This is a genomic window from Alicycliphilus denitrificans (genome assembly GCF_044792555.1).
Taxonomy (GTDB): domain Bacteria; phylum Pseudomonadota; class Gammaproteobacteria; order Burkholderiales; family Burkholderiaceae_C; genus Alicycliphilus; species Alicycliphilus denitrificans_A.
On sequence record NZ_CP126238.1, the window covers coordinates 1,761,838 to 1,784,579 of the forward strand.

20 protein-coding genes and 1 pseudogene are annotated in these 22,742 nt (G+C 67.3%); 2 read left to right on the forward strand and 19 right to left on the reverse strand.

Annotation, left to right across the window (positions count from 1 at the left end; translation table 11 throughout):
• Nucleotides 1–69: 69 nt before the first annotated feature.
• Nucleotides 70–1,149: an MBL fold metallo-hydrolase gene (locus P7644_RS08395; RefSeq protein WP_404302761.1), complete on the forward strand. Its 1,080-nt coding sequence runs from the start codon at nt 70–72 to the stop codon at nt 1,147–1,149.
• 18 nt (nt 1,150–1,167) lie between these two features.
• Here the strand turns inward: P7644_RS08395 and P7644_RS08400 are convergent.
• From P7644_RS08400 to P7644_RS08410, 3 genes and pseudogenes are all read right to left on the reverse strand, one after another.
• Nucleotides 1,168–1,434, reverse strand: a pseudogene (locus P7644_RS08400) (C4-dicarboxylate ABC transporter permease); the annotation flags it as partial.
• A 279-nt stretch (nt 1,435–1,713) separates the two neighbouring features.
• Nucleotides 1,714–2,646: an electron transfer flavoprotein subunit alpha/FixB family protein gene (locus tag P7644_RS08405; protein ID WP_404302665.1), complete on the reverse strand. Its 933-nt coding sequence runs from the start codon at nt 2,644–2,646 to the stop codon at nt 1,714–1,716.
• A 19-nt stretch (nt 2,647–2,665) separates the two neighbouring features.
• Nucleotides 2,666–3,415, reverse strand: a complete 750-nt coding sequence (locus P7644_RS08410; protein WP_404300454.1) for an electron transfer flavoprotein subunit beta/FixA family protein — start codon at nt 3,413–3,415, stop codon at nt 2,666–2,668.
• Nucleotides 3,416–3,559: 144 nt separating this feature from the next.
• Between P7644_RS08410 and P7644_RS08415 the strand changes: the two genes are divergently transcribed.
• Nucleotides 3,560–5,686: an FAD-dependent oxidoreductase gene (locus tag P7644_RS08415; protein ID WP_404302762.1), complete on the forward strand. Its 2,127-nt coding sequence runs from the start codon at nt 3,560–3,562 to the stop codon at nt 5,684–5,686.
• A 30-nt stretch (nt 5,687–5,716) separates the two neighbouring features.
• On the opposite strand, the gene P7644_RS08420 is transcribed toward P7644_RS08415, so the two are convergent.
• The 16 genes from P7644_RS08420 to P7644_RS08495 form a co-directional block, all read right to left on the reverse strand.
• Nucleotides 5,717–6,880 (reverse strand): helix-turn-helix transcriptional regulator, encoded by a 1,164-nt coding sequence (locus P7644_RS08420; RefSeq protein WP_404302763.1) that lies wholly within the window; start codon nt 6,878–6,880, stop codon nt 5,717–5,719.
• Nucleotides 6,881–6,959: 79 nt separating this feature from the next.
• Complete coding sequence (locus P7644_RS08425) at nt 6,960–8,174, reverse strand: acetyl-CoA C-acyltransferase (protein ID WP_404302764.1); 1,215 nt, start codon at nt 8,172–8,174, stop codon at nt 6,960–6,962.
• Nucleotides 8,175–8,195: 21 nt separating this feature from the next.
• Nucleotides 8,196–8,654: a MaoC family dehydratase gene (locus tag P7644_RS08430; protein ID WP_404302766.1), complete on the reverse strand. Its 459-nt coding sequence runs from the start codon at nt 8,652–8,654 to the stop codon at nt 8,196–8,198.
• A gap of 2 nt (nt 8,655–8,656) precedes the next feature.
• Nucleotides 8,657–9,442 (reverse strand): SDR family oxidoreductase, encoded by a 786-nt coding sequence (locus P7644_RS08435; protein WP_404302767.1) that lies wholly within the window; start codon nt 9,440–9,442, stop codon nt 8,657–8,659.
• A gap of 88 nt (nt 9,443–9,530) precedes the next feature.
• Nucleotides 9,531–10,703: an acyl-CoA dehydrogenase family protein gene (locus P7644_RS08440; protein ID WP_404302768.1), complete on the reverse strand. Its 1,173-nt coding sequence runs from the start codon at nt 10,701–10,703 to the stop codon at nt 9,531–9,533.
• A 202-nt stretch (nt 10,704–10,905) separates the two neighbouring features.
• Complete coding sequence (locus tag P7644_RS08445) at nt 10,906–12,045, reverse strand: acyl-CoA dehydrogenase family protein (RefSeq protein ID WP_404302769.1); 1,140 nt, start codon at nt 12,043–12,045, stop codon at nt 10,906–10,908.
• Between the two features lie 133 nt (nt 12,046–12,178).
• The gene (locus tag P7644_RS08450; RefSeq protein ID WP_404302770.1) at nt 12,179–13,054 is read right to left on the reverse strand and encodes an SDR family oxidoreductase; all 876 of its coding nucleotides are present in this window, start codon (nt 13,052–13,054) and stop codon (nt 12,179–12,181) included.
• 41 nt (nt 13,055–13,095) lie between these two features.
• Entirely contained in the window at nt 13,096–14,661 is a 1,566-nt protein-coding gene (locus tag P7644_RS08455) for an amidase (protein ID WP_404302771.1), read from the reverse strand.
• Nucleotides 14,662–14,728: 67 nt separating this feature from the next.
• Entirely contained in the window at nt 14,729–15,886 is a 1,158-nt protein-coding gene (locus P7644_RS08460) for an acetyl-CoA C-acetyltransferase (protein WP_404302773.1), read from the reverse strand.
• A 159-nt stretch (nt 15,887–16,045) separates the two neighbouring features.
• On the reverse strand, nt 16,046–17,113 hold the full coding sequence (locus P7644_RS08465) for an acyl-CoA dehydrogenase family protein (protein WP_404302774.1): 1,068 nt from the start codon (nt 17,111–17,113) through the stop codon (nt 16,046–16,048).
• A gap of 16 nt (nt 17,114–17,129) precedes the next feature.
• Nucleotides 17,130–18,284: an acyl-CoA dehydrogenase family protein gene (locus tag P7644_RS08470; RefSeq protein WP_404302775.1), complete on the reverse strand. Its 1,155-nt coding sequence runs from the start codon at nt 18,282–18,284 to the stop codon at nt 17,130–17,132.
• 19 nt (nt 18,285–18,303) lie between these two features.
• Nucleotides 18,304–19,062 (reverse strand): enoyl-CoA hydratase family protein, encoded by a 759-nt coding sequence (locus P7644_RS08475; RefSeq protein WP_404302776.1) that lies wholly within the window; start codon nt 19,060–19,062, stop codon nt 18,304–18,306.
• A gap of 8 nt (nt 19,063–19,070) precedes the next feature.
• The gene (locus P7644_RS08480) at nt 19,071–20,165 is read right to left on the reverse strand and encodes an NAD(P)H-dependent flavin oxidoreductase (RefSeq protein ID WP_404302777.1); all 1,095 of its coding nucleotides are present in this window, start codon (nt 20,163–20,165) and stop codon (nt 19,071–19,073) included.
• The gene (locus P7644_RS08485; protein ID WP_404302778.1) at nt 20,162–21,070 is read right to left on the reverse strand and encodes an enoyl-CoA hydratase; all 909 of its coding nucleotides are present in this window, start codon (nt 21,068–21,070) and stop codon (nt 20,162–20,164) included. The genes P7644_RS08480 and P7644_RS08485 overlap by 4 nt, the downstream gene beginning before the upstream one ends.
• A gap of 4 nt (nt 21,071–21,074) precedes the next feature.
• Nucleotides 21,075–21,845 (reverse strand): CoA-transferase subunit beta, encoded by a 771-nt coding sequence (locus tag P7644_RS08490; protein ID WP_404302779.1) that lies wholly within the window; start codon nt 21,843–21,845, stop codon nt 21,075–21,077.
• Nucleotides 21,846–21,862: 17 nt separating this feature from the next.
• A complete protein-coding gene (locus tag P7644_RS08495; protein WP_404302780.1) occupies nt 21,863–22,741 on the reverse strand; it encodes a CoA transferase subunit A in 879 nt (292 codons plus the stop codon).
• Between the last annotated feature and the right edge of the window lies 1 nt (nt 22,742).

The window sequence follows — 22,742 nt, forward strand, 5'->3', positions numbered from 1 at the left end:
CTACATCCCGCAGCGCGCCGGGCGATGCGCCGCGGCGTTTTCCGATAATCTGCAGATGCAATAAAAAGGATGGCAATGACAGAACCAAGAACCGAGGATGCAGCGGCCGACAAATCTGGCCTGGTTTTTCCCTGTGGTCAGGCGCCCGTGGCGGGCAGCGTCAAGGAGGTCGCTCCGGGCGTGTGCTGGATACGCATGCCCATTCCGTTTGCGCTTGACCACATCAACCTGTGGGCGATACGTGACGGCGCGGGCTGGGCGCTGGTGGACACCGGCATCTGGGCCACCGACACGGCAGACGCGTGGCGCCAGCTGTTTGCCACGGTGTTGCCGCAGGGGGTGACGCGCATCTTCGTCACCCACATGCACCCGGACCATGTCGGCATGGCCGGCTGGCTCACGCGCAAGTTCGACTGCCGCCTGTGGATCAGCCGGCTGGAATACCTGACCTGCCGCGCCCTGGGCGCCGACACCGGCCGCGAGGCGCCCGAGGACGCGATCCGCTTCTACCGGCGCGCCGGCTGGAGCGAGGAAGCGATAGAGACCTACCGCACGCGCTTTGGCGGCTTTGGCAAGATGATCTACGCGCTGCCCGACAGCTACCGGCGCCTGCGCGACGGCGAGGATATCGAAATAGGCGGGCAGGCCTGGCGCGTGGTGGTGGGCACAGGCCATTCTCCCGAGCATGCCTGCCTGTACTGCCCCGCACACAAGCTCCTGATTTCCGGCGATCAGGTGTTGCCGGGCATTTCGTCGAATGTCTCGGTGTTTCCCGCGGAGCCCGATGCCAACCCGCTGGCCGACTGGCTGGCCTCGCTGGACAAGCTGCAGCAGCAGGTGCCGGACGACGTGCTGGTGCTGCCGGCGCACAACCAGCCGTTTCGCGGCCTGCACGCGCGCATCCGGGCGCTGCGCGAGGGCGTGCACCGCGGGCTGGAGCGCCTGCGCGCCCACCTGGAGCAGCCCCGGCGCGCGGTGGATGTGTTCGGTGCGCTGTTTGCGCGCCCGATCACCGAGGCCCAGCACCAACTGCTGAGCCTGGCCACGGGCGAGAGCATGGCCCACCTCAACTACCTGGTGGCGTGCGGCGAGGTGACGGTGACGCTGGGCGAGGATGGCTGCGCCTGGTACCACAGGGTGCCAGGCTGAGCGCCGCTTGGGCTCGCGCTACCTGGCATACACCAAGTCACGCAGGAACAGCGACAGCTGCGGCACGTAGGTGATGACCATCTGGCAGGCCGGAATCACGCACACGAAGGGCAGCAGGTGGCCGACGCTGAGCTCCAGCGTGATGCACGCCACCGTGCAGGCCGCAAACAGGTTCACCACCATGATCAGGCCGAAGTGTGCAGCCACCGGCTCCGGGTGTAATTGAGTTGAACCTAGGAGGCTGTCGGACTTGGAAATCACCGGCTGCAAATCGACCGCAGCGGCCCATTTTCCACCGTCTTTTTGCCCAATAGCTCGGCTATTGGGCTGCAAATCCGGCAAAAACTGGTCTCGCTGGGGCCGATTTTCGCTTTCGGCGCTCCAAGCCCGACAGCCTCCTAGAAACGGCACTGGCTGGCAAGCGGTCAACTTCCGTTTCTAGGTTGAAGGCTTTGCTTGTCGGCTGCCGGAAGCTTGTCGAATATGGCCTTGTTCATCACGAAGATACGGGGCGAGTACACATGGCTGGTGAGTCAGCAACAAGCCTGGCCGCGGTCCACATGCTCAGAGCGCCTTGACCAGCTCCGGCACCGCCTGGAACAGATCCGCCTCCAGCCCATAGTCGGCCACGCTGAAGATCGGCGCCTCGGGGTCCTTGTTGATGGCCACGATGACCTTGCTGTCCTTCATGCCCGCCAGGTGCTGGATGGCCCCGGAGATGCCGCAGGCGATGTACAGCTGCGGCGCGACGATCTTGCCCGTCTGCCCCACCTGCAGGTCGTTCGGGGCGTAGCCCGCGTCCACCGCCGCGCGCGATGCGCCGATGGCCGCGCCCAGCTTGTCGGCCAGCGGGGTCATGACCTCGTTGAACTTCTCGCTGCTGCCCAGCGCCCGGCCACCGCTGACGATGATCTTGGCGGCCGTCAGCTCGGGGCGGTCGTTCTTGGTGACCTCGCGGCCCACGAAGCCGCTCTTGCCGCTGTCGGCGACGGCGGCCACACTCTCCACGGCGGCGCTGCCGCCGGTGGCGGGCGCGGCGTCAAAGCCCGTGCCGCGCACGGTGATGACCTTCACGGCGTCGCTCGATTGCACGGTGGCAATCGCGTTGCCGGCGTAGATCGGGCGCTCGAAGCTGTCGGGGCTCACCACCTTGGTGATGTCGCTGATCTGCGCCACGTCGAGCTTGGCGGCCACGCGCGGGGCCACGTTCTTGCCGCCGGCGGTGGCGGGGAACAGGAGGTGGCTGTAGTTGGCTGCGATGGCGAGAACCTGGGCGGCGAGGTTTTCCGCCAGGCCGTCCTTCAGGGCGGCGCCGTCGGCGTGCAGGACCTTGGCGACGCCGGCGATCTGGGCGGCGGCGGCTGCGGCGGCTTGTGCGCCTTCACCGGCCACCAGCACATGCACCTCGGCGCCGCAGGCGGCGGCGGCGGTGACGGTGTTCAGGGTGGCCGCCTTGAGGCTGGCGTTGTCGTGTTCTGCAATGACGAGTGCGGTCATGTTGTGTTCTCCTTCTGCCTTAGATGACCTTGGCTTCGTTCCTGAGTTTGGCCACCAGCGTAGCCACGTCGGGCACCTTGATGCCGGCGCCGCGCTTCGGGGGCTCGGCCACCTTCAGGGTCTTCAGGCGCGGGGCCACGTCCACGCCCAGGTCCTCGGGCTTGACGGTCTCCAGCGGCTTCTTCTTGGCCTTCATGATGTTGGGCAGCGTGACGTAGCGCGGCTCGTTCAGGCGCAGGTCGGTGGTGATCACGGCCGGGGTGGTCAGCTGCAGGGTTTCCAGGCCGCCGTCGACTTCGCGCGTGACGTTGACCTTATCGCCGGCCACTTCGACCTTGTTGGCGAAGGTGGCCTGGGGCAGGTCGGCCAGGGCGGCAAGCATCTGGCCGGTCTGGTTGGCGTCGTCGTCGATGGCCTGCTTGCCCAGGATGATGAGGCCGGGTTGCTCTTTGTCCACCAGGGCCTTGAGCAGCTTGGCCACGGCCAGGGGCTGCAGTTCTTCCGTCGTCTCCACCAGGATGCCGCGGTCGGCGCCGATGGCCATGGCGGTGCGCAGGGTTTCCTGGCATTGGGCCACGCCGCAGGAGACGGCGATGACCTCGGTGGCCACGCCCTTTTCCTTCAGGCGCACCGCCTCTTCGACGGCGATTTCGTCAAAGGGGTTCATGCTCATCTTCACGTTGGCGATGTCTACGCCCGTGCCGTCCGATTTCACGCGGACCTTCACGTTGTAGTCCACCACGCGTTTCACGGGGACGAGGATTTTCATCTTCAGCTTTCTTTCGATAAAGGAGGCAAATTGGCGGTAACTGTGGCCCAAAGGACGGGAGGCGGATGCGTCCAAATGGACGATGTTGCGCCCAGGGGTTCACCCACAATCAGCGTAACTGTCACTCGAACCGAAGAACTTCATATGGCCAACCCCTACGCCCCCTTGCTCCAGCCCGGCCGCATTGGCACGCTGGAATTGCGCAACCGCATCGCCCTGGCGCCCATGGGCGAGAACTTCGGGGGCCTTGATGGTCACGCCACCGAGCGTACCCAGGCCTATTACGAGGCACGCGCGCGCGGCGGTGCAGGCCTGGTCATTCTGGGCACGACGGCAGTCTCCTGGCCCAGCGGTACCAGCGAGCCGCACCAGCTGGGTATCTCCAAGGATGAATTCATCCCCACCCTGGCTGCCGTGGTGCACCGTGTGCGCCAGCATGGCGCCAAGGTGGCCATCCAGATCAACCACAGCGGCAGGGTGGCCGCCAATGACCGTGCGCACGGGCGCGAGATGTGGGTGCCTTCGGTGCCGCCGGAGCTGCCGCCCATTGCGGCGATGCGCACCATCACGCCCCAGGAAATCTCGACCTTCGTCGGCGTAGGCCCCCACCCTGACCGCTACCGCGTGATGGACGAGGCCGACATTGCACAAATGATCGAGTGGTATGCCGCCGCCGCCGTGCGCGCGCAGCAGGCGGGCTTTGACGCCGTGGAGGTGCATTGCGCGCACAACTACATCATTGCCGGTTTTCTCTCGCCCTACTTCAATCAGCGCACTGACATGTATGGCGGCAGCTACGAGAACCGCTCGCGCCTGCTGCGCGAGGTGCTGACCGAGGTGCGCCGCCGCGTGGGCCCCGACTATCCCGTCTGGGTGCGCCTGGACGCGCAGGAGATGCACACCCCCGGCGGCATCGTGCTCGAAGAGGCGCTGCAGACGGCACGCCTGTGCGAGCAGCTGGGGGTGGATGCCATCAGTGTTTCGGCCTATGCGCGCCTGACCTGCGGCAGCGACTTCACCGACGCGCCCATTCCGCAGCGAAGTGGCGCTTACCTTGAATACGCCAATGCCTTCAAGCGCGTGGTGCGCCTGCCCATCATCGTCGCCGGGCGCGTGGAGCCCGAGGCGGGTGCTGAGGCAATAGCGGCTGGCGAGGCCGATTTCATCGCCATGGGGCGCAAGCTGTTGGCCGACCCCGAGTTGCCCAACAAGCTGCTGGCCAACCAGCCGCAGGGCATTCGCCCCTGCATCTACTGCTACGCCTGCGTGAGCGAGATCTTTGTCAACCGGGGTATCAAATGCGCGGTGAACGCACAGGCTGGCCATGAGCATGAGGCGGCCATCATTCCGGTGCAAAAGCCCAGGCATCTGCTGGTGGTGGGCGGCGGGCCTGCGGGCATGGAGGCGGCGCGCGTGGCCATGCTGCGCGGTCATCGCGTGACGCTGGCCGAGCGCAGCGACCGCTTGGGTGGCACGCTGTTCTTTGCCGGCCTGGCCTACCCGGAAAACGGCCGCCTGCTCGATTACCTGGTACGCCAGATGCAGCACCCGCGCATCGAAGTGCTGCTCAGCACCACGGTGGACGCAGCACTGCTGGCCCGCTTGCAACCCGACGAAATCCTGGTTGCCACGGGTGCCAGGCGTGCTGCGCCCGCCATCGAGGGTGCGCAGCAAAACCATGTCTGGAGCGGCGACGAGCTGCGCCGCCTGATGACCGGCGACGGCGCCGACGAGATCGCCCGCGCCAAGCTCGGCCTGGCCGAGCGTGCGCTATTCAAGGCCGGGGGCATGCTAGGCGTGACTGACAGTGCGGCTGCGCTGCAAAACCTGTCGAAACTCTGGATGCCCTTGGGCAAGCGAGTGGTGGTGATTGGCGGCGGCCTGGTGGGGCTGGAACTGGCGGAATTCCTGCTGGCACGCGGGCGCCAGGTTACGGTGCTCGAACCTGGCACGCACCCGGGATCGGAGCTGCCCATCGTGCGCCGCTGGCGCGTGGTCGAGGCGGTGCAGGCCCATGGCCAGCTGCATCTGCAGGCGCAGGTGCAGCGCATAGAACGCAGGCAGGTGCTGTGGCTGGACAGGAAAGGTCAGGAGCAGCGCAGCGAGGCCGATTCCGTGGTGCTGGCCCTGGGGGCCGAGCCCGATGCCGGCGTGGCCGAGCGGCTGCAGGCGCTGACCAGCGTGCCGGTGCAACGCCTGGGTGATAGTGCCGCGCTGGGTTACATCGAAGGGGCCATGCACACCGGACACCACGCCGGGCGCATGGTGTGAGCTGCCTGCCCGGGGGGCTACCCCGGGATGTCATTCCTTGGTGCCCAGCCAGGCCACGCTGTTGAGGAAGATGCGCACCAGCTCCATCTGGCGGCGCACCCCGGTCTTGGAAAAAATGGAGCGCAAGTGCGCGCGTGCCGTGTTGCGACGGATGTTCAAGGCCTCGGCCGCTTCTTCGAGCGACATGCCGTTGGCCAGCTGTATGGCCAGCATGGTCTCGGCCGGCGTGAGCTGGAACAGCTGCTGCGCCAGCTTCACTGGCGGCTGGGTCTTGCTTTCGGAGTCGCGCACAAAAACGGCCACCGCCGGGCGCTGCTTGCCCTCGGTCCACTGGTCGGGCGAGATGCTTTGCACCACCACGCCCCAGGCCAGTTGGCCCGAGGGGCGGCTGATGGACAAGGCCTCGGTCAATGCTATTTTTGTGCCTGCGTTGTGGCTCAGGGCATCCTTCACCATGCGCTGCAGCTTGCGGTTGTCGTTGGCGTAGGTGGCTTCGAGCTGGTGGCCCGCCACGCGCAGGCCGTCCTGCATGTCCAGGATGGACTTGGCCGCCGGATTGCACTCGATGACGTTGCAATCCTTGTCCAGCACCACCACGCCCACGAGCAGCTGCGCCATCGCCCGGCTGTACAGCGAAAGCACCTTGCGGTCCTGGTGGATCGACTGGTGCAGGTTGAGTGCGCGCTTGATGTGCGGTATCAGGCGCCGCCCCAGATCCTTGTCGGCTGCCGAGAAGGGCGGAGCCTGCTCGCCCCGGGTGACGCGAAAGCCATAGACCTCTCCTTCGCGGGTGCCTATGTCTGCTGCCATGACGTGGTAGACATCGTGCGGAGCACACCAGTCGCGGTAGTAGGCGGAGGCGCGCCACTCGGCATCGGAAATCACATCAGCGTTGGTCACCAGGCGGTCGGGCTGCACGCCGGTGAAGGGGCTCACGCTCAGGTTGGGCGTGTTGAGCTCCAGCGCACGCCGTCCCTCGCTCACCGAGACGATCAGCCCCGTGTCCTCGGCCGTCACGGTGCGCACGATCAACGAGACATAGTTGCCCTGCAGTTCATGCCGAATGGACTCCAGGCAGCCCTCCCAGCCATCAGGATTGAGGGCTGCCTCGTAGAGCTTGTCCAGAATCTGGCTGAACCTGTCCAGGGTGATGGAACTGCTCGCAGTGCCGGTGGACGGTGGAAGGTCGGGCATGGGCGGATGGTGGCAAGCGATAGGGAGGCGCAAGTCTAACGGGTGGTCAACACTCGCACCGCGAGGCAGGAATGATGGTTTACACCAGTTCAAATAGCCCTGCGGCCCCCATGCCTCCGCCAATGCACATGCTGACTACGGCGTAGCGCACACCACGGCGGCGGCCCTCCAGCAGCGCATGGCCCACCAGGCGCGCACCCGACATGCCGAAGGGGTGGCCAATCGAGATCGCGCCGCCGTTGACGTTCAGGCGGTCATCGGGAATGCCCAGTGTGTCGCGGCTGTACAGCACCTGGCAGGCAAAGGCCTCGTTGATCTCCCACAGGCCGATGTCGCCCACGGTCAGGCCGTGGCGTGCCAGCAGCTTGGGGATGGCGAATACCGGGCCAATGCCCATTTCGTCGGCGCCGCAGCCCGCCACGGCCAGGCCCCGGTAGGTGCCCAGCGGGGTCAGGCCCCGGCTCTCGGCCTCGGCGCGGCTCATGAGCACGCTGGCGCTGGCGCCGTCGGAGAGCTGCGAGGCATTGCCCGCGGTGATGAACTCGCCCTGGGCCACCCACTGGCCGTTCTTCCACACGGGCTTGAGCGCGGCCAGGCTCTCCAGCGTGGTGCTGGCGCGGTTGCCCTCGTCCTGGGCCAGCGTGACCTCCTCGCGGCCGGTTTCGTTGCCTTCCTTGTCGAACAGCAGCTTGGCTGTAGCGAGGGGCACGATCTCGTCGGCAAACAGCCCGGCGGCCTGCGCGGCGGCCACGCGCTGCTGGCTTTGCAGCGAGTATTCGTCCTGTGCGGCGCGCGAGACGTTGTAGCGCCGGCTCACGATCTCGGCCGTCTCAATCATCTGGATATAGGCCGTGGGCATGGCGGCGAGTACCGCCTTGGACTGCGCGCGGTAGCCGTTCTTGTGCTTGTTCTGCACCAGCGAGATGGACTCCAGGCCACCGGCCACGGCAATGTTCATCTCACCCGTCATGATGCCCTTGGCGGCCGTGGCAATGCTCACCAGGCCCGAGGCGCACATGCGGTCTATGGCCATGCCGCCCACGCTCTCGGGCAGGCCCGCCGTGTAGGTGCACAGGCGCCCCAGGTTGTAGCCCTGTGAGCCCTGCTGCGCGGCAATGCCCAGGATGACGTCGTCCACGTCCTTGCCATCCACGCCCGCCTTGGCCAGCGCCGCGCGGATGACATGGCCGCCCAGTACGGGGGCCTCGGTGTCGTTGAACGCGCCGCGGTAGGCCTTGCCAATGGGCGTGCGGGCGGTGGAGACGATGACGGCATCCTGCGGGTTCTTGCTCATGGGGTATTCCTTCCAAAACCTTCAAAAAAACAGGCGGCTGATGGTGTCCACCACGCAGCCGGGCTTGTCCGATCCTTCGATCTGCACGGTGATGCGCACCGTCGCCTGCACGCCGCCGCCCTTTACGGGCTCGGCAGCCACCACGGCGCCGTGGCCACGCACGCGCGCGCCCACAGGCACTGGCGCCGGAAAGCGCACCTTGTCGCAGCCGTAGTTCACGCCCATCTTCAGCCCCTGGTACTGCACCAGCTGGGGCAGGAATAGGTTGGCTAGCGACAGGGTGAGGTAGCCGTGGGCAATCGTGGTGCCAAAGGGTCCGCCCTGGGCGCGCACGGGATCGACGTGGATCCACTGGTGGTCGCCCGTGGCGTCGGCAAAGGTGTCGATGCGCTCCTGCGTGATGGCCAGCCACCCGGTCGTGCCCAGGTCCTGGCCCACGGCCTGCAGCACGGCGGCGGCGGAGTTGAAAACCTGCGCCATCGTCACGCCCTCTGGGAGCTGACGGAGACCACCTCGCCCGTCATGTACGAGGTGTAGTCGCTGGCCAGCATGAGCATGACGTTGGCCACCTCCCAGGGCTCGGCGCCCCGGCCAAAGGCCTCCTTGGCCGACAGCTCGTTGAGCAGCTCTTCGGAGGCGGACTTTTTCAGGAAGGCATGGATGGCGATGGACGGCGCCACGGCGTTGATGCGCACGCCGAACTCGGCCGCCTCCATGGCCGCGCAGCGCGTCAGAGCCATCACGCCGGCCTTGGCTGCGGCGTAGTGCGCTTGCTCCACCTGGGCGCGCCAGCCCAAAACCGAGGCGTTGTTGACGATCACGCCCTTGCCGCGCGGCTGCATCACCTGCAGTGCGGCGCGCGTCATGCGGAAGGTGCCGGTCAGCGTCACGTCGATGACCTTGTGCCACTCGTCATCGGGCATCTCCACCAGGCGGCGGCTGGTGCCCAGGCCGGCGTTGTTGATGAGTACGTCGATGCCGCCCGTGCGCTGCTCGGCGAAGGCGATCAGCGCGTCCACCTGATCCTGCTGGCTCACGTCGCACAGCAGGCCGTGGATGTCCTGCAGGCCGGTTTTCTCGCGCAGCGCGGCCACGGCCTCGCTCAGGCGGCGCTCGTGCACGTCGGAGATGACGAGGCTGCGGCAGGCTTCCTCGGCCGCGCGCTGGGCTACGGAAAAACCAATGCCCGCGCCTGCCGCGGCGGTGACCAGCACGGATTTGCCACGCAGCAGGCCGTGGGCGGGAACGTAATCGGGGGAGGCTTTCATGGGCAGTTATCCAGTCGATGGTTCTGCCCGCATGTTGCAGGCTGGCGGCGGCAGCTGCATCGTCCGGTAGGACGATGGGGCAGGGCGGTCAGCGTGGCATGCCCAGCGCGCGCTCGGCCATCAGGTTGAGCTGGATTTCGTTGCTGCCGGCGTAGATGGTGTCGGCGCGGCTGCCAAGCCACAGCTGGCGCAGGCCGTCGTGCAGCGCGTCGCTGTCGTCCATGTCGGCGGCGGGGCCGAGCACGTCTATGGCCAGCTCGCCCAGGCCGCGCCGCCAATTCGACCACGCGTACTTGGAGACGCTGGCGGCGCGCGGATCGGCCTGCGCGCCGCTGGTGCGCAGCGCGTGGCTGCGCAGGGTATCGAGCCCCAGTGCCGCCTGTGCGATGCGCTGACGCAGGAGCGGGTCGCGCGCCGCGCCATTGGCCTTCGCTGCGGTGATTACGTCCTGCAGCTCGGAGCGGAAATGCGCCTGCTGGCCCAGGGTGGACGCGCCGCGCTCGCAGCCTAGCAGGTACATCGCCACCTGCCAGCCCTGGCCGGGCACGCCCAGGTGCAGGCCGGCCTCGGTGCGTGCGTCGTCGAAGAACACCTCGTTGAACTCGCTGCCGCCGGTGATCTGGCGGATGGGGCGGATTTCCACCCCCGGCTGGTCCAGCGGCACCAGCAAAAACACCAGGCCCTTGTGGCGCGGCTGGCCGCTTTGGCGCTCTTCGCAGCGTGCCAGCACGAAGATCCAGTTCGCCTCATGCGCCCAGGAGGTCCAGACCTTTTGCCCGTCGATCACCCACTCGCCCGTGGCCGCGTCCTGGCGTGCGCGCGTGCGCACTCCTGCCAGGTCCGAGCCCGCACCGGGTTCGGAGTAGCCCTGCGCCCAGTAGTCCGTGCCTGCCAGCACGCCGGGCAGGAAGCGCTGTTGCTGCTCTGGCGTGCCCCAGGCCATCAGCGTGGGGGCGAGCAGGGTCTCGCCAATGTGGCCAATGCGCCCGGGGCCGCCACAGCGCACGTATTCCTCGTGGAAGATGATTTGCTGTGCCAGCGGCAGGTTGCGCCCGCCGTATTCGCCGGGCCAGCCCAGACCGGTCCAGCCGCCGCGGGCCAGTTCCTGCTCCCAGCGTTTGGCCAGTTGCGCGTCGTAGCCGGGCGCACCCAGGCCGGCGGCGCCGCGCAGCGGGGCAAATGCGCCGCACAGGTGGTCGTCCATCCAGGCGCGCACTTCGGCGCGGAAGGCTTGCTCTTCGGTGGCCTCAATCAGGTTCATGGCTTGACCTCCTTGCCAGGAAAAATTGGTATCTTTTTGATAGCATTTGACGCTTTGCAAATAATGGTTTCATGCCAATTTGGCTTGAATTTTTGCCATGAGTGCAGTGGGGTGGTGACAGCCATCCCCCCCGTTTTTGACTCATTCTTAAGGGTAGGATTGGCAGATAACGCTTGTGCATAAAGCGTTAGAAGCTATCAATTCAGGAGTTATTGGTGATTCCGTCATCCAGCAATTGACGCGCCACCAGCTCGCGCCACCAGCGCAGCGGCGCCAGGCGTTGGCTGCTGGCCTGGGCGCGGCGGAAATACAGGTGCGGGTCATATTCCCAGGTAAAGCCCACGCCGCCGTGCAGCTGGATAGCCTCGCGCGTGCAGTACAGCGCGGCCTCGGTGGCCTCGCACACGGCCTGGGCGGCGGCGCGCAGCAGCACGTCGGCAGCGGGGTCGGTGTCGGCCAGGCAGGCCGCGCCATAGACGGCCGAGCGCGCGGTTTCCAGCGCCACCAGCATTTGGCCAATGCGGTGCTTGACGGCCTGAAAACTCGCCACGGGCTTCTCGAACTGCTGGCGCTCCAGCGTGTAGGCCAGGGACAGGTCCAGCGCCTGCTGCGCCACGCCGACCTGCTCGGCCGCCAGGGCGATGGCTGCGATGCAGCGCGTGTGCGTCAGCAGCGCCTGCAGCACCGGGCCGTGGGCAATGCGCTGGGTGGCATCCAGCGCCACCTGCTGTGCCGTGACCTGGCCGTGCAGACGCGTGGCGTCCACGGCGGGTTGGGTGGTGACGGCCAAGCCGGGCGCGTCGGTGGGTACGAGGAACAGGCCCCATGCGCCATCGCTTTGTAGTGCGGGCAGCAAGAGTTGCTGCGTCACGGGGGCAGAGCCGACCTGCGGCCACTGGCCTTGCAGCAGCCAGCCATCGCCGTTGTGTGCTGCCTGGGCGGTGAGAGTGGGGGTGTCTGGCGCGGGCAGTGCCAGGGCAAAGCGCTGTTCGCCGCTGGCCAGGGCCTGTAGCGCGGCGTCAACCTCGGGCTGGCCCGCCAGCGCGCGCAGGGCCGTGGCGGCCAGAGCCACGCCGTCGAAGTAGGGCACGCAGGCCAGGCGCCGGCCCAGCTGTTCTTGCAGCAGCGCCAGCTCGACAAGGCCCAGACCCAGGCCGCCCTGGGCCTCGGGGCTGTGGATGCCGCACCAGCCCAGCTCGGCCAGGCCCTGCCACAGGGCCTCATCCCAGCCGCCGGACTGGGCGCTGACGTCGCGCACGCGCTCGCTGGCGCTGTGCGCGGCGAGGAATTCGGCGGCGCTGTCGACGATCAGGCGCTGCTCTTCGGTGAGGTTCAAATCCATCGCATGGCTCTGCTTTTTGCTCCTTCCCCCTCTGAGGGAAGGCAGGGATGGGGGCTTGCAGGGCGTGGGGGATGCGCTTGCGCCGTTGGCCCCCACCCCAACACCCCAGCGGGGGAGGGAGGTGAAAACCGGCTCAGGTGCCGTACACCTTCTGTGGTTTGGGGCCTTGGGCGATGAGCTCATCGACCACGGCGGTGAGCTCGGCCGGTTCCCAGCGCGCTCCCTTGTCGCGGATGGTGCCGGTGTGCCAGCCGTCGGCGACGGAGATCTCGCCGCCCTTGGCCTCGAAGCAGCGTCCGGTCACATGGGCCGACAGCGGGCTGCCCAGCCACACGACGATAGAGGCGACGTTCATCGGGTCCCAGGCGTCAAAGCCGCTGTTGGGCTTTTTCACCATGTCCGGCATGGCGCTCTCGGTCATGGCGGTGCGCGCGGCTGGCGCCAGGCTGTTGGCGGTGATGCCGTAGCGCGCCAGCTCGGCGGCCTGCACCAGCGTCAGGCCGGCAATGCCGGCCTTGGCCGCGGCGTAGTTGCTCTGGCCGATGGAGCCCTGCAGGCCCGCGCCGGAGCTGGTGTTGATGATGCGCGCATCCACCGGCTGGCCGGCCTTCTTCTGGTCGCGCCAGTAGCGGCCAAAGGTGTTGCCCATGCAGTAGTGGCCGCGCAGGTGTACGCGCATGACGGTGTCCCAGTCCTCCTCGGTGAGGCTCAGGAACATGCGGTCGCGCAGCACGCCGGCGTTGTTGACCAGCACGTGCACGCCGCCAAAGGCGGTCAGGGCGGCGTCGAGGATGGCCTCGGCGCCGGCCAGGGTGGTGATGTCGCCGCTGTTGGCTACTGAGCGGCCACCGGCTGCTTTCACCTCGTCCGCCACGGCCTGGGCGGCGTCATGGCGGATGTCGTTGACGACCACGTTCGCGCCTTCTTGCGCAAACGCCAGCGCATAGGCGCGCCCCAGGCCGGCGCCGGCGCCGGTGATGACCACAGTGCGTTGGGTACAGATGGGCATGTCAGATCCTCGGGTTTTGTAGGGTGATGGAGTGGGGCAGGTCAGGCCTTGAAGGGTGTCAGGTCGGGCATGCGCTGCGCCCAGGGCATGGCCTGCTCCAACTGCGCGGCCAGGGTCAGCAGGCGGTCTTCACGGCCGTAGGGGGCGACGAAATGCGCGCCCACGGGCAGGCCGTCGGCCGTCCAGTGCGCGGGCACGGACATGGCGGGGTGGCCGCTGATGTTGAACAGCGAGGTGAAGGCCGAGGAGTTCATGGCTTCGCGCGCATAGCTTTGGAAGGGTTGGTCCAGCGTCAGCACACCCAGCTTTTGCGCCGGCACGGCGGTGGTGGGCGAGAGCACCAGGTCGTACTCGCCGAAGAAGGCGTCGATCAGCTGGCCCGCCTTGTCAAAACCCAGGCGCGCGGCGTAGAGCTGCTGCGCCGTGGCCTTTTTCGCCTGCTGCAGCGCGGCCCAGTCCAGAGGCTCCATCTCGTCCTCGCGCACGGCGCGGCCCAGCAGCTTCTCGCGCCGCTCAATGGTGTGGAGCATGGCTGTGCCCATGGCCGTGCCCATGCCGGCGTAGATTTCCTGCACCGGCAGTTCGGGCATTTTTTCCTCCAGGCTGTGGCCCAGGGCCTCGCAGGCCTTGGCGGCGGCATCCATGGCCGCCAGGCAGTCGGGGTGCACGGGCACGCCAAAGTAGTTTTTGCGCCACAGGGCAATACGCAGCCTGCGCGGGCGCTGCAAGAGTGCCTGCAGATAGCTGCCGGGCGCGCCTTCGGGCGGGTGTACGCGTGAGCCGGCCTCGGGCCCCGCCGTCAGGTCCAGCAGTAGGGCGCTGTCGCGCACGCTGCGGCTGATGGCGTGGTTGATGGACATGCCCATGGAGCCTTCGAGCACGTCCGGACCGCCGGGCACACGGCCGCGGCTGGGCTTGAGGCCGAACAGCCCGCAATGCGCCGCCGGGATGCGTATGGAGCCGCCGCCGTCGCTGGCATGTGCCAGCGGCAGGATGCCCGCCGCCACCACGGCCGCCGCCCCGCCCGAGGAGCCGCCGGTGGTGTGCGCAGCGTTCCAGGGGTTGGGCGTGGCGCCGTACAGGCGCGACTCTGTGGTGGTGGTCATGCCGAATTCGGGCGAGGCGGTCTTGCCGAAGATGTTCAGCCCCGCGGCCTGGTAGCGCTGCACCAGGGTGGTGCTGTGCGGCGCCACGGCATCCTTGAAGAAAGCGCAGCCGTTGGTAGTGACCGTGCCCTGCAGGTATTGGCCCAGGTCCTTGAGCAGGAAGGGCACGCCCCACAGCGGCGCGGTCTTGGTGGCCTGTGCGCGTGCGGCGCGGCCCAGGGCAGAGAGCTTGTGCGCCTGCTCGCGCGCCAGGTCAAAGTCGCGCAGCACCACGGCGTTGAGCCTGGGCAGGGCCTCGACGCGGGCGATGGCCGCGTCCAGCGCCTCCAGCGGCGTGACTTCACCGCTGCGCAGCTGCTGCGCCCAGGCGCTGGCGTCCTGTGGCGTGCGGGTTTTGGCGCTGGCCATGCCGGGCAGGGCCAGGCCGGTGGCGGCAGCGCCCGCCACCGCCCCTTGCAGGAGCAGGCGGCGCTGGGGGTTGGGGGCAATGCGGTCGGTCATGGTGCTGCTCCTGCGCGGCGTGGGGTTTGCTCTCTGTCCTGGGAGCGGGAGAGGGCGGGGGTGAGGCTTACAGCCGCTCGATGATGGTCACGTTGGCCTGGCCGCCGCCTTCGCACATGGTCTGCAGGCCGTAGCGCCCGCCGGTGCGCTCCAGCTCGTGCAACAGCGTGGTCATGAGCTTGGCGCCCGAGGCTCCCAGCGGGTGGCCCAGGGCTATGGCGCCGCCGTTGACGTTGGTGCGCGCCGGGTCGTAGCCGGTCTCCTTGAGCCAGGCCATGGCCACCGAGGCAAAGGCCTCGTTGATCTCCACCAGGTCGATGTCGTTCATTGTCATGCCGGCCTTCTTCAGCGCATGGGCGGTGGCCGGTATGGGGGCGGTCAGGTGCCAGATCGGGTCGTCGGCGCGCACGCTGATGTGGTGGATGCGTGCGCGGGGCTTCAGGTTATAGCGCTTGAGCGCGGCCTCGGACACCACTAGGACGGCGGCGGCGGCGTCGCAGGTGGAGCTGGAGACGGCGGCGGTGATCTTGGGGTAGGTGGGGTCTACCGGCTCCAGCGTGGCCAGCTTCTCCAGCGTGCTCAGGCGCGCGGTCTCGTCCATCTTGAAGTCGCCATACGGAACCACTTCGCGGTCGAAGCGCCCTTCGGCAATGGCCTTGAGCGCGCGGTCGTGGCTTTGCTTGGCAAACACCTCCATGTCGACGCGGCTCGCGCCCCAGTGGTCGGCAATGCGCTGGGCGGCGTAGAACTGGTTCACCGGCGCATCGCCAAAGCGCGCCTGCCAGCCCTGGCTTTGGGCGAACGGGGTGGTAAAGCCCAGCGGCTGGCCCGCCAGCATGGCAGACGAGATCGGGATGGCGCTCATGGTCTGCACGCCGCCGGCCAGCACCACGTCCTGCGTGCCGCTCATCACCGCCTGCGCGGCGAAGTGGATGGCCTGCTGCGAGCTGCCGCACTGGCGGTCCACCGTGGTCCCGGGCACGTTGAGCGGCATGCCCGCCGCCAGCCAGGCGGTGCGGGCAATGTCGCCGGCCAGCGCACCGATCGTGTCCACGCAGCCGAAGATGACGTCGTCGTACTCGTCGGCGGGCACGCCGTTGCGCTCGACCAGCGCGCGGATGACATGCGCGCCCAGGTCAGCGCCATGCACATGGGCCAGCGAGCCCTTGCGCTTGCCGGTGGGCGAGCGCAGGGCGTCAACGATATAGGCTTGGAAGGTGGCCATGGGAATCCTTGTCTGTGAACGTGAAGGCGGGCGGTGAGCGGCTGTCCGCACTTTCCCTCTCTGGGGGAAGGTGGGGATGGGGGCCTGGATGCTGGCGCGGGGCTGAGTTGGTGGGGATGCGTCGCTGGCCCCCACCCCGGCCGGGGAGGGAGCAGGGGGTCAGTGGAACGTCGCCCCCGGCCCCAGCGGCGCCTTGTCGGCCAACAGGGCGGCGCTCAGGCGCTCTTGGTGGAAGGCGCGGTCACCCCACGCGGCATTCAAGGCCCAGGCGCGCTTCATGAACATCTGCAGGTCCACTTCCCAGGTGTAGCCCATCGCGCCGTGCACCTGTATGCCCTTGTGTGCGGCCAGCAGGGCGGCCTCGCCGCACACCAGCTTGGCGTGGGCAATGCGGGCGCTGGTGCTGGCGTCCTTGGTCGCCAGCGCGGCGGCGGCGCGGTAGAGCACGGGCTTGGCAAATTCGATGGCCGTGAACACGTCGGCCAGGTGGTGCTTGACGGCCTGGAAGGCACCAATGGGCTTGCCGAACTGCTTGCGCTGGCCCGCGTAGTCCACCGTCATGTCCAGCATGTGCTGTGCCAGGCCCACGAGCTGCCCGGCCACGCAGAGGGCGCCGCGCTCCAGTGCCTCATCCCACAGTAGCTGGCCGGCTGCTTCATCGGCAATGCGGGTGGCATCACCGGCTTGCCACTGCACGCTGCACAGGCGGCGCGAGGCGTCTATGCTGCGTTCGGTATGCACCTGGACAGCGCTGGCGGGCACGGCGTGCAGTTCCAAGCCTGCGGAGGTGGCATGGGGCAGCAGCAGTAGGTCGGTGAGGTGGGCGTCGGCCACCCAGGGGTTGACGGGGTGACCAACGGCGATACGAGCGCTGCCATCGACGATGCGCGGCAGCCACTGGGCGCGCGCGGCGTGGCTCTCGGGCAGGCCCGCCAGGATGCCGGCAGCGACATAGGCGGTGTCGGTGAGCGAATCAGGGATGGCGTAGTAGCCTAATTCCTGCGTCATCAGAGCCCAGTCGATGTCGCCCAGGCCCAGGCCACCCTCGGCTTCGGGCACGGACAGGCCGGTCAGGCCCTGTTCGGCGATCTTGCGGCGCAGTTCGGGGCTGCGCCCGGCGTCGGTGTCCCACACCTCGCGCAGCAATTCGGGCGGGGCCTCGGTCATCAGGAAGCGGCTGACCGAGTCGCGAAACGCCATCTGGTCTTGGGTGAAGGTGAATTCCATGATCGTGTTTCCTCTATCAGGCTTTCGGCATACCCAAGACACGCTCGGCAATGATGTTGCGCTGGATCTCGTTGCTGCCGGCGTAGATCGGGCCGGCCTGGGCGAACAGGAAGCCTTCCAGCCAGTCGTGCGTCTCGGCGTCGTCCACCAGTTCGGCACGCGCGCCCAAGATGCGCAGCGCGGTTTCGTGCAGCAGAAGATCGAGTTCAGACCAGAAGATCTTGTTGGTGCTGGCCTCGGCGCCAATGCTGACACCCCGGGCCAGCTTGGCCACCGTGTGGTAGGAGGCCAGGGTGTAGGCCTCGGCGCCCATCCAGGCGCGGTTCACGGCCTCGCGGATGCCGGGGTCGCGGTCGGCCGTGGCCTGGTGCTTGCGGTAGAGCTGCACCAGCTTTTGCGCCGTGCGCTGGTAGCGTGCGGGCGAGCGCAGCAGCAGGCCCCGCTCGAAGCCTGCGGTGGCCATGGCCACATGCCAGCCCTGGCCCTCGTCGCCCAGTCGGTTTTGCACCGGGACACGCACGTCGTCGAAAAAGATCTCGGCAAAAGCTTCCTTGCCGTTCAGTGCGCGGATCGGGCGGATGGTGATGCCAGGCGCATCCAGTGGCACCAGCAGGTAGGTCAGGCCATGGTGGCGGAAGGAATTGGGGTCGCTGCGGAACAGGCCGAACAACCAGTTGGCAAACACCGCGCGGGTGGACCAGATTTTCTGGCCGTTGACTACGTAGTGGTCGCCGTCGCGTATCGCCTTGCTGGAGATGGCCGCCATGTCCGAGCCCGCGTTGGGTTCGCTCCAGCCCTGGGCCCACATGTCGTCGCAGCGCGCCGTGCGCGGCAGGAAGCGCGCCTTTTGCTCGGGCGTGCCAAATTCCATCATGGTCGGGCCGAACAGCAGGATGCCATTCTGGTTCACGCGCTGGGGTGCGTCCATGGACCAGTATTCTTCCTCGAAGATCAGCCACTCGATGAGGTCGCTGCCGCGCCCGCCCAGGTCCTTGGGCCAGGTCAGGCTGCTGAAACCCGCGCCGGAGAGCTTGGCCTCCCACTGGCGGTGTTGTTCAAAGCCCTCGCGTGTGTCATAGCTGGCAAAGGGCGCTTGCGGCACGTTGGCGCGCAGCCAGTCGCGCACCTCGGCGCGGAAGGCCTGTTGGGCAGGGGTGTAGCGAAGGTCCATGGCGGCTTGTCCTTGCAGGTCAGAATTGGGCGTCGCGCTTTTCCACGAAGGCCTGGCGCGTCTCGGATGAATCCGGGCTCATATAGGCCTGCAGGGTAAAGCCCTGCTCCCAGCGGTACTTGTCTTCGAGGTTGCCGTCCTCGATGCCGTTGAGCGCCTCCTTGGCGATGCGGATCATGGCCGGGCTCTTGGCGGCGATTTTTGCGGCGATCGCCAGCGCCGTATCGCGCAGAGCATCGCGCGGCACCACGCGCTCTATGGCGCCCAGGCGCAGCGCCTCGGGCGCGCCGATCATCTCGCCGGTGAAGAACAGGTAGCGCGTCTTTTGCACGCCGAACATGCGCTGCAGGTGCGCCGCACCGCCCATGGCGCCACGGTCCACCTCGGGCAGGCCGAAGGTGGCGTCGTCGGCGGCAATCACTATGTCGGCTGCGCCGCAGATGCCAATGCCCCCGCCCAGCACGAAGCCGTGTACGGCGGCGATGACCGGCACCGGATTGCGGTGCACGGCCTTGAAGGTGGCGTAGTTGCCTGCGTTGACGCTGACGATGAGCTTGTCGTTGGCGGCCAGCTCCTTGATGTCCACCCCGGCGCAGAAGCCCCGGTTCTCGGCGCGGATGACGATCACGCGTACCTCGGAGCGCTGGCCCAGTGCGGCGATTTCGGCGGCCAGGCCGTTCCAGCCGGCGGCGTTCAGGGCGTTGACCGGGGCGCGGTCAATCACCAGCTCGGCCACGCCGTTGTCGTGGATGTGGGAATGGAACTGTTGCTGGCTCATGGAAGGGTTCAATGGGTGGAGAGGTCGGTTGCGAAAGCTTGTGCCGAAAGCTGCTGGTAGCGCTGCTGTGCCTGGGCGACGATGCCGTGGATCACGTCCTGGCAGGAGTCGAGCTTGCCGATCAGCGCTGCCACCTGCCCGGCGGACATCACGCCCTCGGCGGGCTTGCCCTCGACCATGGAGCGCTGCAGTAGCATGGGGGCGTTGGCCGCCATCACGGTCTGCGCCACGCTGGCCGGGTCTTCGCGCAGTGCCTGCCACAGCACTGACAGGGCGTGGCCGCTGGTCATGCCGGTCTGCGCCTTCCACTGCAGGGCAAGCGACAGGGCGATGCGCACGCGCTTGAGCGGCGAGGCCTTCTCCAGCATGCTCAGGTATTCGTTGGGGATCATGCGCTGGGGCATGCCGTCGACCAGGTGCGAGATGCGGATCTGCTCGGCATCCTTGGTGGCCAGGTAGCGCGCCAGTGTGGCCTGTGGCACGCCCGAGTCGCTGGTCATCAGGAAGCGCGTGCCCATGGCAATGCCCTGCGCACCAAAGGCCAGCGCCGAGAGCAGGCCGCGCCCGTCGTAGAAGCCGCCAGCGGCCACCACCGGCACCTGCACGGCATCCACCACCTGGGGCAGCAGCACCATGGTGGGCACGCTGCCAGTGTGTCCGCCGCCTTCGCCGCCCTGGATGGTGATGGCGTTGGCGCCCATCTCTATGGCCTTTTGCGCGTGCTTGAGCGCCCCCACCGTGGGCATGCAGACGATGCCTGCATCGCGCAGGCGGCCAATGGTCTTCTTGTCCGGCCCGCGCCCGTAGCTGACGGCGCGGATCTTGTGCTTGACCGCCAGATCCAGCAGTTGCAGCGCGTTGGGCTGGAACATGTGGAAGTTCAGGCCAAAGGGGCGGTCGCCCGTCAGCTCCTTGACACGCAGGATCTCCGCCTCGATGTGGTCGGCGGCGATGGTGGCCCCGGCCAGGAAACCAAAACCCCCGGCGTTCGTCGTGGCCGCCACCAGGCTGGAACCGGCCACCCAGCCCATGGCGGTCTGCACCACAGGGAATTCGCAGCCCAGAAGGTCGCACAGGGGTGTGCGCAGCCTGTTTTCGCTCACGCGCCGGCTCCCTGTTTGTTGGCCTGTACCATGCTTTTGGCGTCATGCCCGCCCAGCTGTCCTGCGCCCAGCACCTGGCTTTGGGCATGGGCGAAGTGGTGGTAGCCAAAGGCCATGTCCATGGTGCTGCGCAGGCCCTGCAGCTCTTCCACGCGGTTGATCACGCTCTTGGTCAGCGACAGGCCCAGGCGCGGCTGGCTGGCGATCTTTGCGGCCCAGGCGTAGGTGGCAGTTTCCAGCTCGTCGCGCGGCACCACCTTGTTGACCATGCCCATCTGGTAGGCGCGCTCGGCCGGCATGCGCTCGCCCAGGTATAGGAACTCCTTGGCGATGCGTGGGTTCAGCTCGTGTGCGTGGGCAAAGTACTCCACGCCGGGAATGCCCATGCGCACCACCGGATCCTGAAAGAACGCATCGTCGCTGGCGACGATGAGGTCGCACACCCAGGCCAGCATCAGGCCACCGGCGATGCAGGCGCCCTGCACCATGGCGATGGTGGGCTTGGGCATGTCGTGCCAGCGCCGGCACATGCCCAGGTAGACCTCCTGCTCGCGCGCGTAGAGCTGCTCTGCGCCCGGTTTGTTGGTGTGGTCCCACCACAGGTGCTTGCGCTCGAAGGGCTTGTTGATGTCGCGCCCCGGTGTGCCGATGTCGTGCCCCGCGCTGAAGTGCTTGCCTGCGCCCCGCAGCACGATGACCTTCACGGCATCGTCGCTGACGGCGCGCTCGAACGCCGCGTCCAGCGCATAGGTCATCTGCGAGTTCTGTGCGTTGTTGAAGCCGGGGCGGTTCATGGTGACCGTGGCAATACCATCGGCCACCGCGTACAGCACGGGCTCGTCGGTTTCGTAGACGGACTGGTCTTCGCGTTGCACCAGGGCATCGCCGGGGTGGTTCTGGCTCATGGTGTCAGCCTCCAAGCACGCTGGCGCGCAGGCTATGGGGGTCGAGCTCGGCAAGTAGGGCCAGCTGCGCGGGCGTGGGGTCGGCCGTGGTGGGTACCTGGGCAGGGATGTGCAGCGGGAAGCCCGTGGCCTCCTGCACCTGCGCCGCCGTCACGCCGGGGTGCAGCGACACCAGGCGTGACTGGTGGTCGGGGCCGCCAAAATCGATCACGCAGAGATTGGTGAAGATGAAGCGGATGTCGGCCACCTCATCCAGGCTCCAGCCCTCTGCCAGGCGCGCCGGGTTGTAGCCCACCGAGGCCACCATGTCCACCTCGCCCGCTACGAACACCTTGGGGCTGTGGTTGGGCACGAAGAAGGAATTGGCATGGTTGATGGAGTTGCCCGGAAAGCCGCGCACGCCCAGCATCATGGATTTGGGCCGGGCGTAGTCGCTGCCGACCATGGAGATATTGCCCTGGCCGAAGCGGTCTACCTGGGTGGGGCCCACCATGGCGTGGCGCTTGCCGCCCCAGACGTTGTCGAAAATGCGCGCAAAGCCCATGTGGCTCTCGCGTTGCACCTGGTAGCTGCCGCGCGGGCCGATGGGTACGGGCTGCTGCACGATCCAGGCCTCGGAGTCGGTCATCATCAGGTCGGGGTTGATGCTGCGCATGCACAGCGAGGCCGCCAGGCGCGGCACGATGCCGATGCCGGTGGCCAGTACCTCGCCATCGTCCTTCCAGACCTGCGCGGCGGCGCAGATGATGCGATCCACCAGAGCAATTTCACTCATCTCGATTTCCTTTCAGGTCAGAACACCGGCAGGGGCAGCTTGGCAATGGCCTCGGGGCCGCCCACACGCTCCAGGTACTGTTCCTGGCTGCATTGCACGTAGCGATCAAAGTAGTTGGCCCAGCCTCCTTCTTCCTTGGCGCTCGCCGCGTATTCCTTGAAGTGCTTGGTGTCAAAGCCATACAGCGGTGCGCAGGAGCTGGGGTGTGCGCCACAGGGTAGGTGCACCACGCCCGTGGTTTCGGCGCGCTCCCAGGGTACATAGCGGGCCTCTTCGCCCTGGGCGAAATAACTGCTCTCGACCAGCTCGTCGCAGCTCACGAAGGTGCTCCTGGCGGCGCGCGCGAACAGGTCGTCCATGTACAGGTCCGGCCCCTTGACCTGGCACACGCCGCGCGCGTCGGCGCGGTCCACGTGCAGCAGGGCCACGTCCAGATGCAGGGCGGGCATGGCTACCCACTGTTTTTTGTCATAGGGAGAGGGCACCAGCTTCAGGCCGGGGCTGTGTTTGAGCACGTCCGTGCCCAGGCCGATGCGCGTCGGGATGAAGGGCACGCGCATGGCGGCGGCCTTCAGACCCAGCAGAAAATGGCCTTCGTCGATCTCCATCACCTCCAGCGCACCGCTTTGGCGCGCCTGGCGGAAGTAGGGCTCCAACGGGATGAAGTCCAACGTGACGAACGCGAAAATGAGCTTCTTGACCTTGTCGGCGGCGCACAGCATGCCTACGTCGGCACCGCCATAGGCGACCACGGTGAGATCCTTGACGGGGCTGCGCAGCAACTCGCGCACCAGGGCCATGGGCTTGCGCCGGGGGCCCCAGCCGCCGATGCCGACGGTCATGCCGTCCTTGATCTGTGCGACTGCCTGGGCCGCGCTCATGAGTTTGTTGGCCATG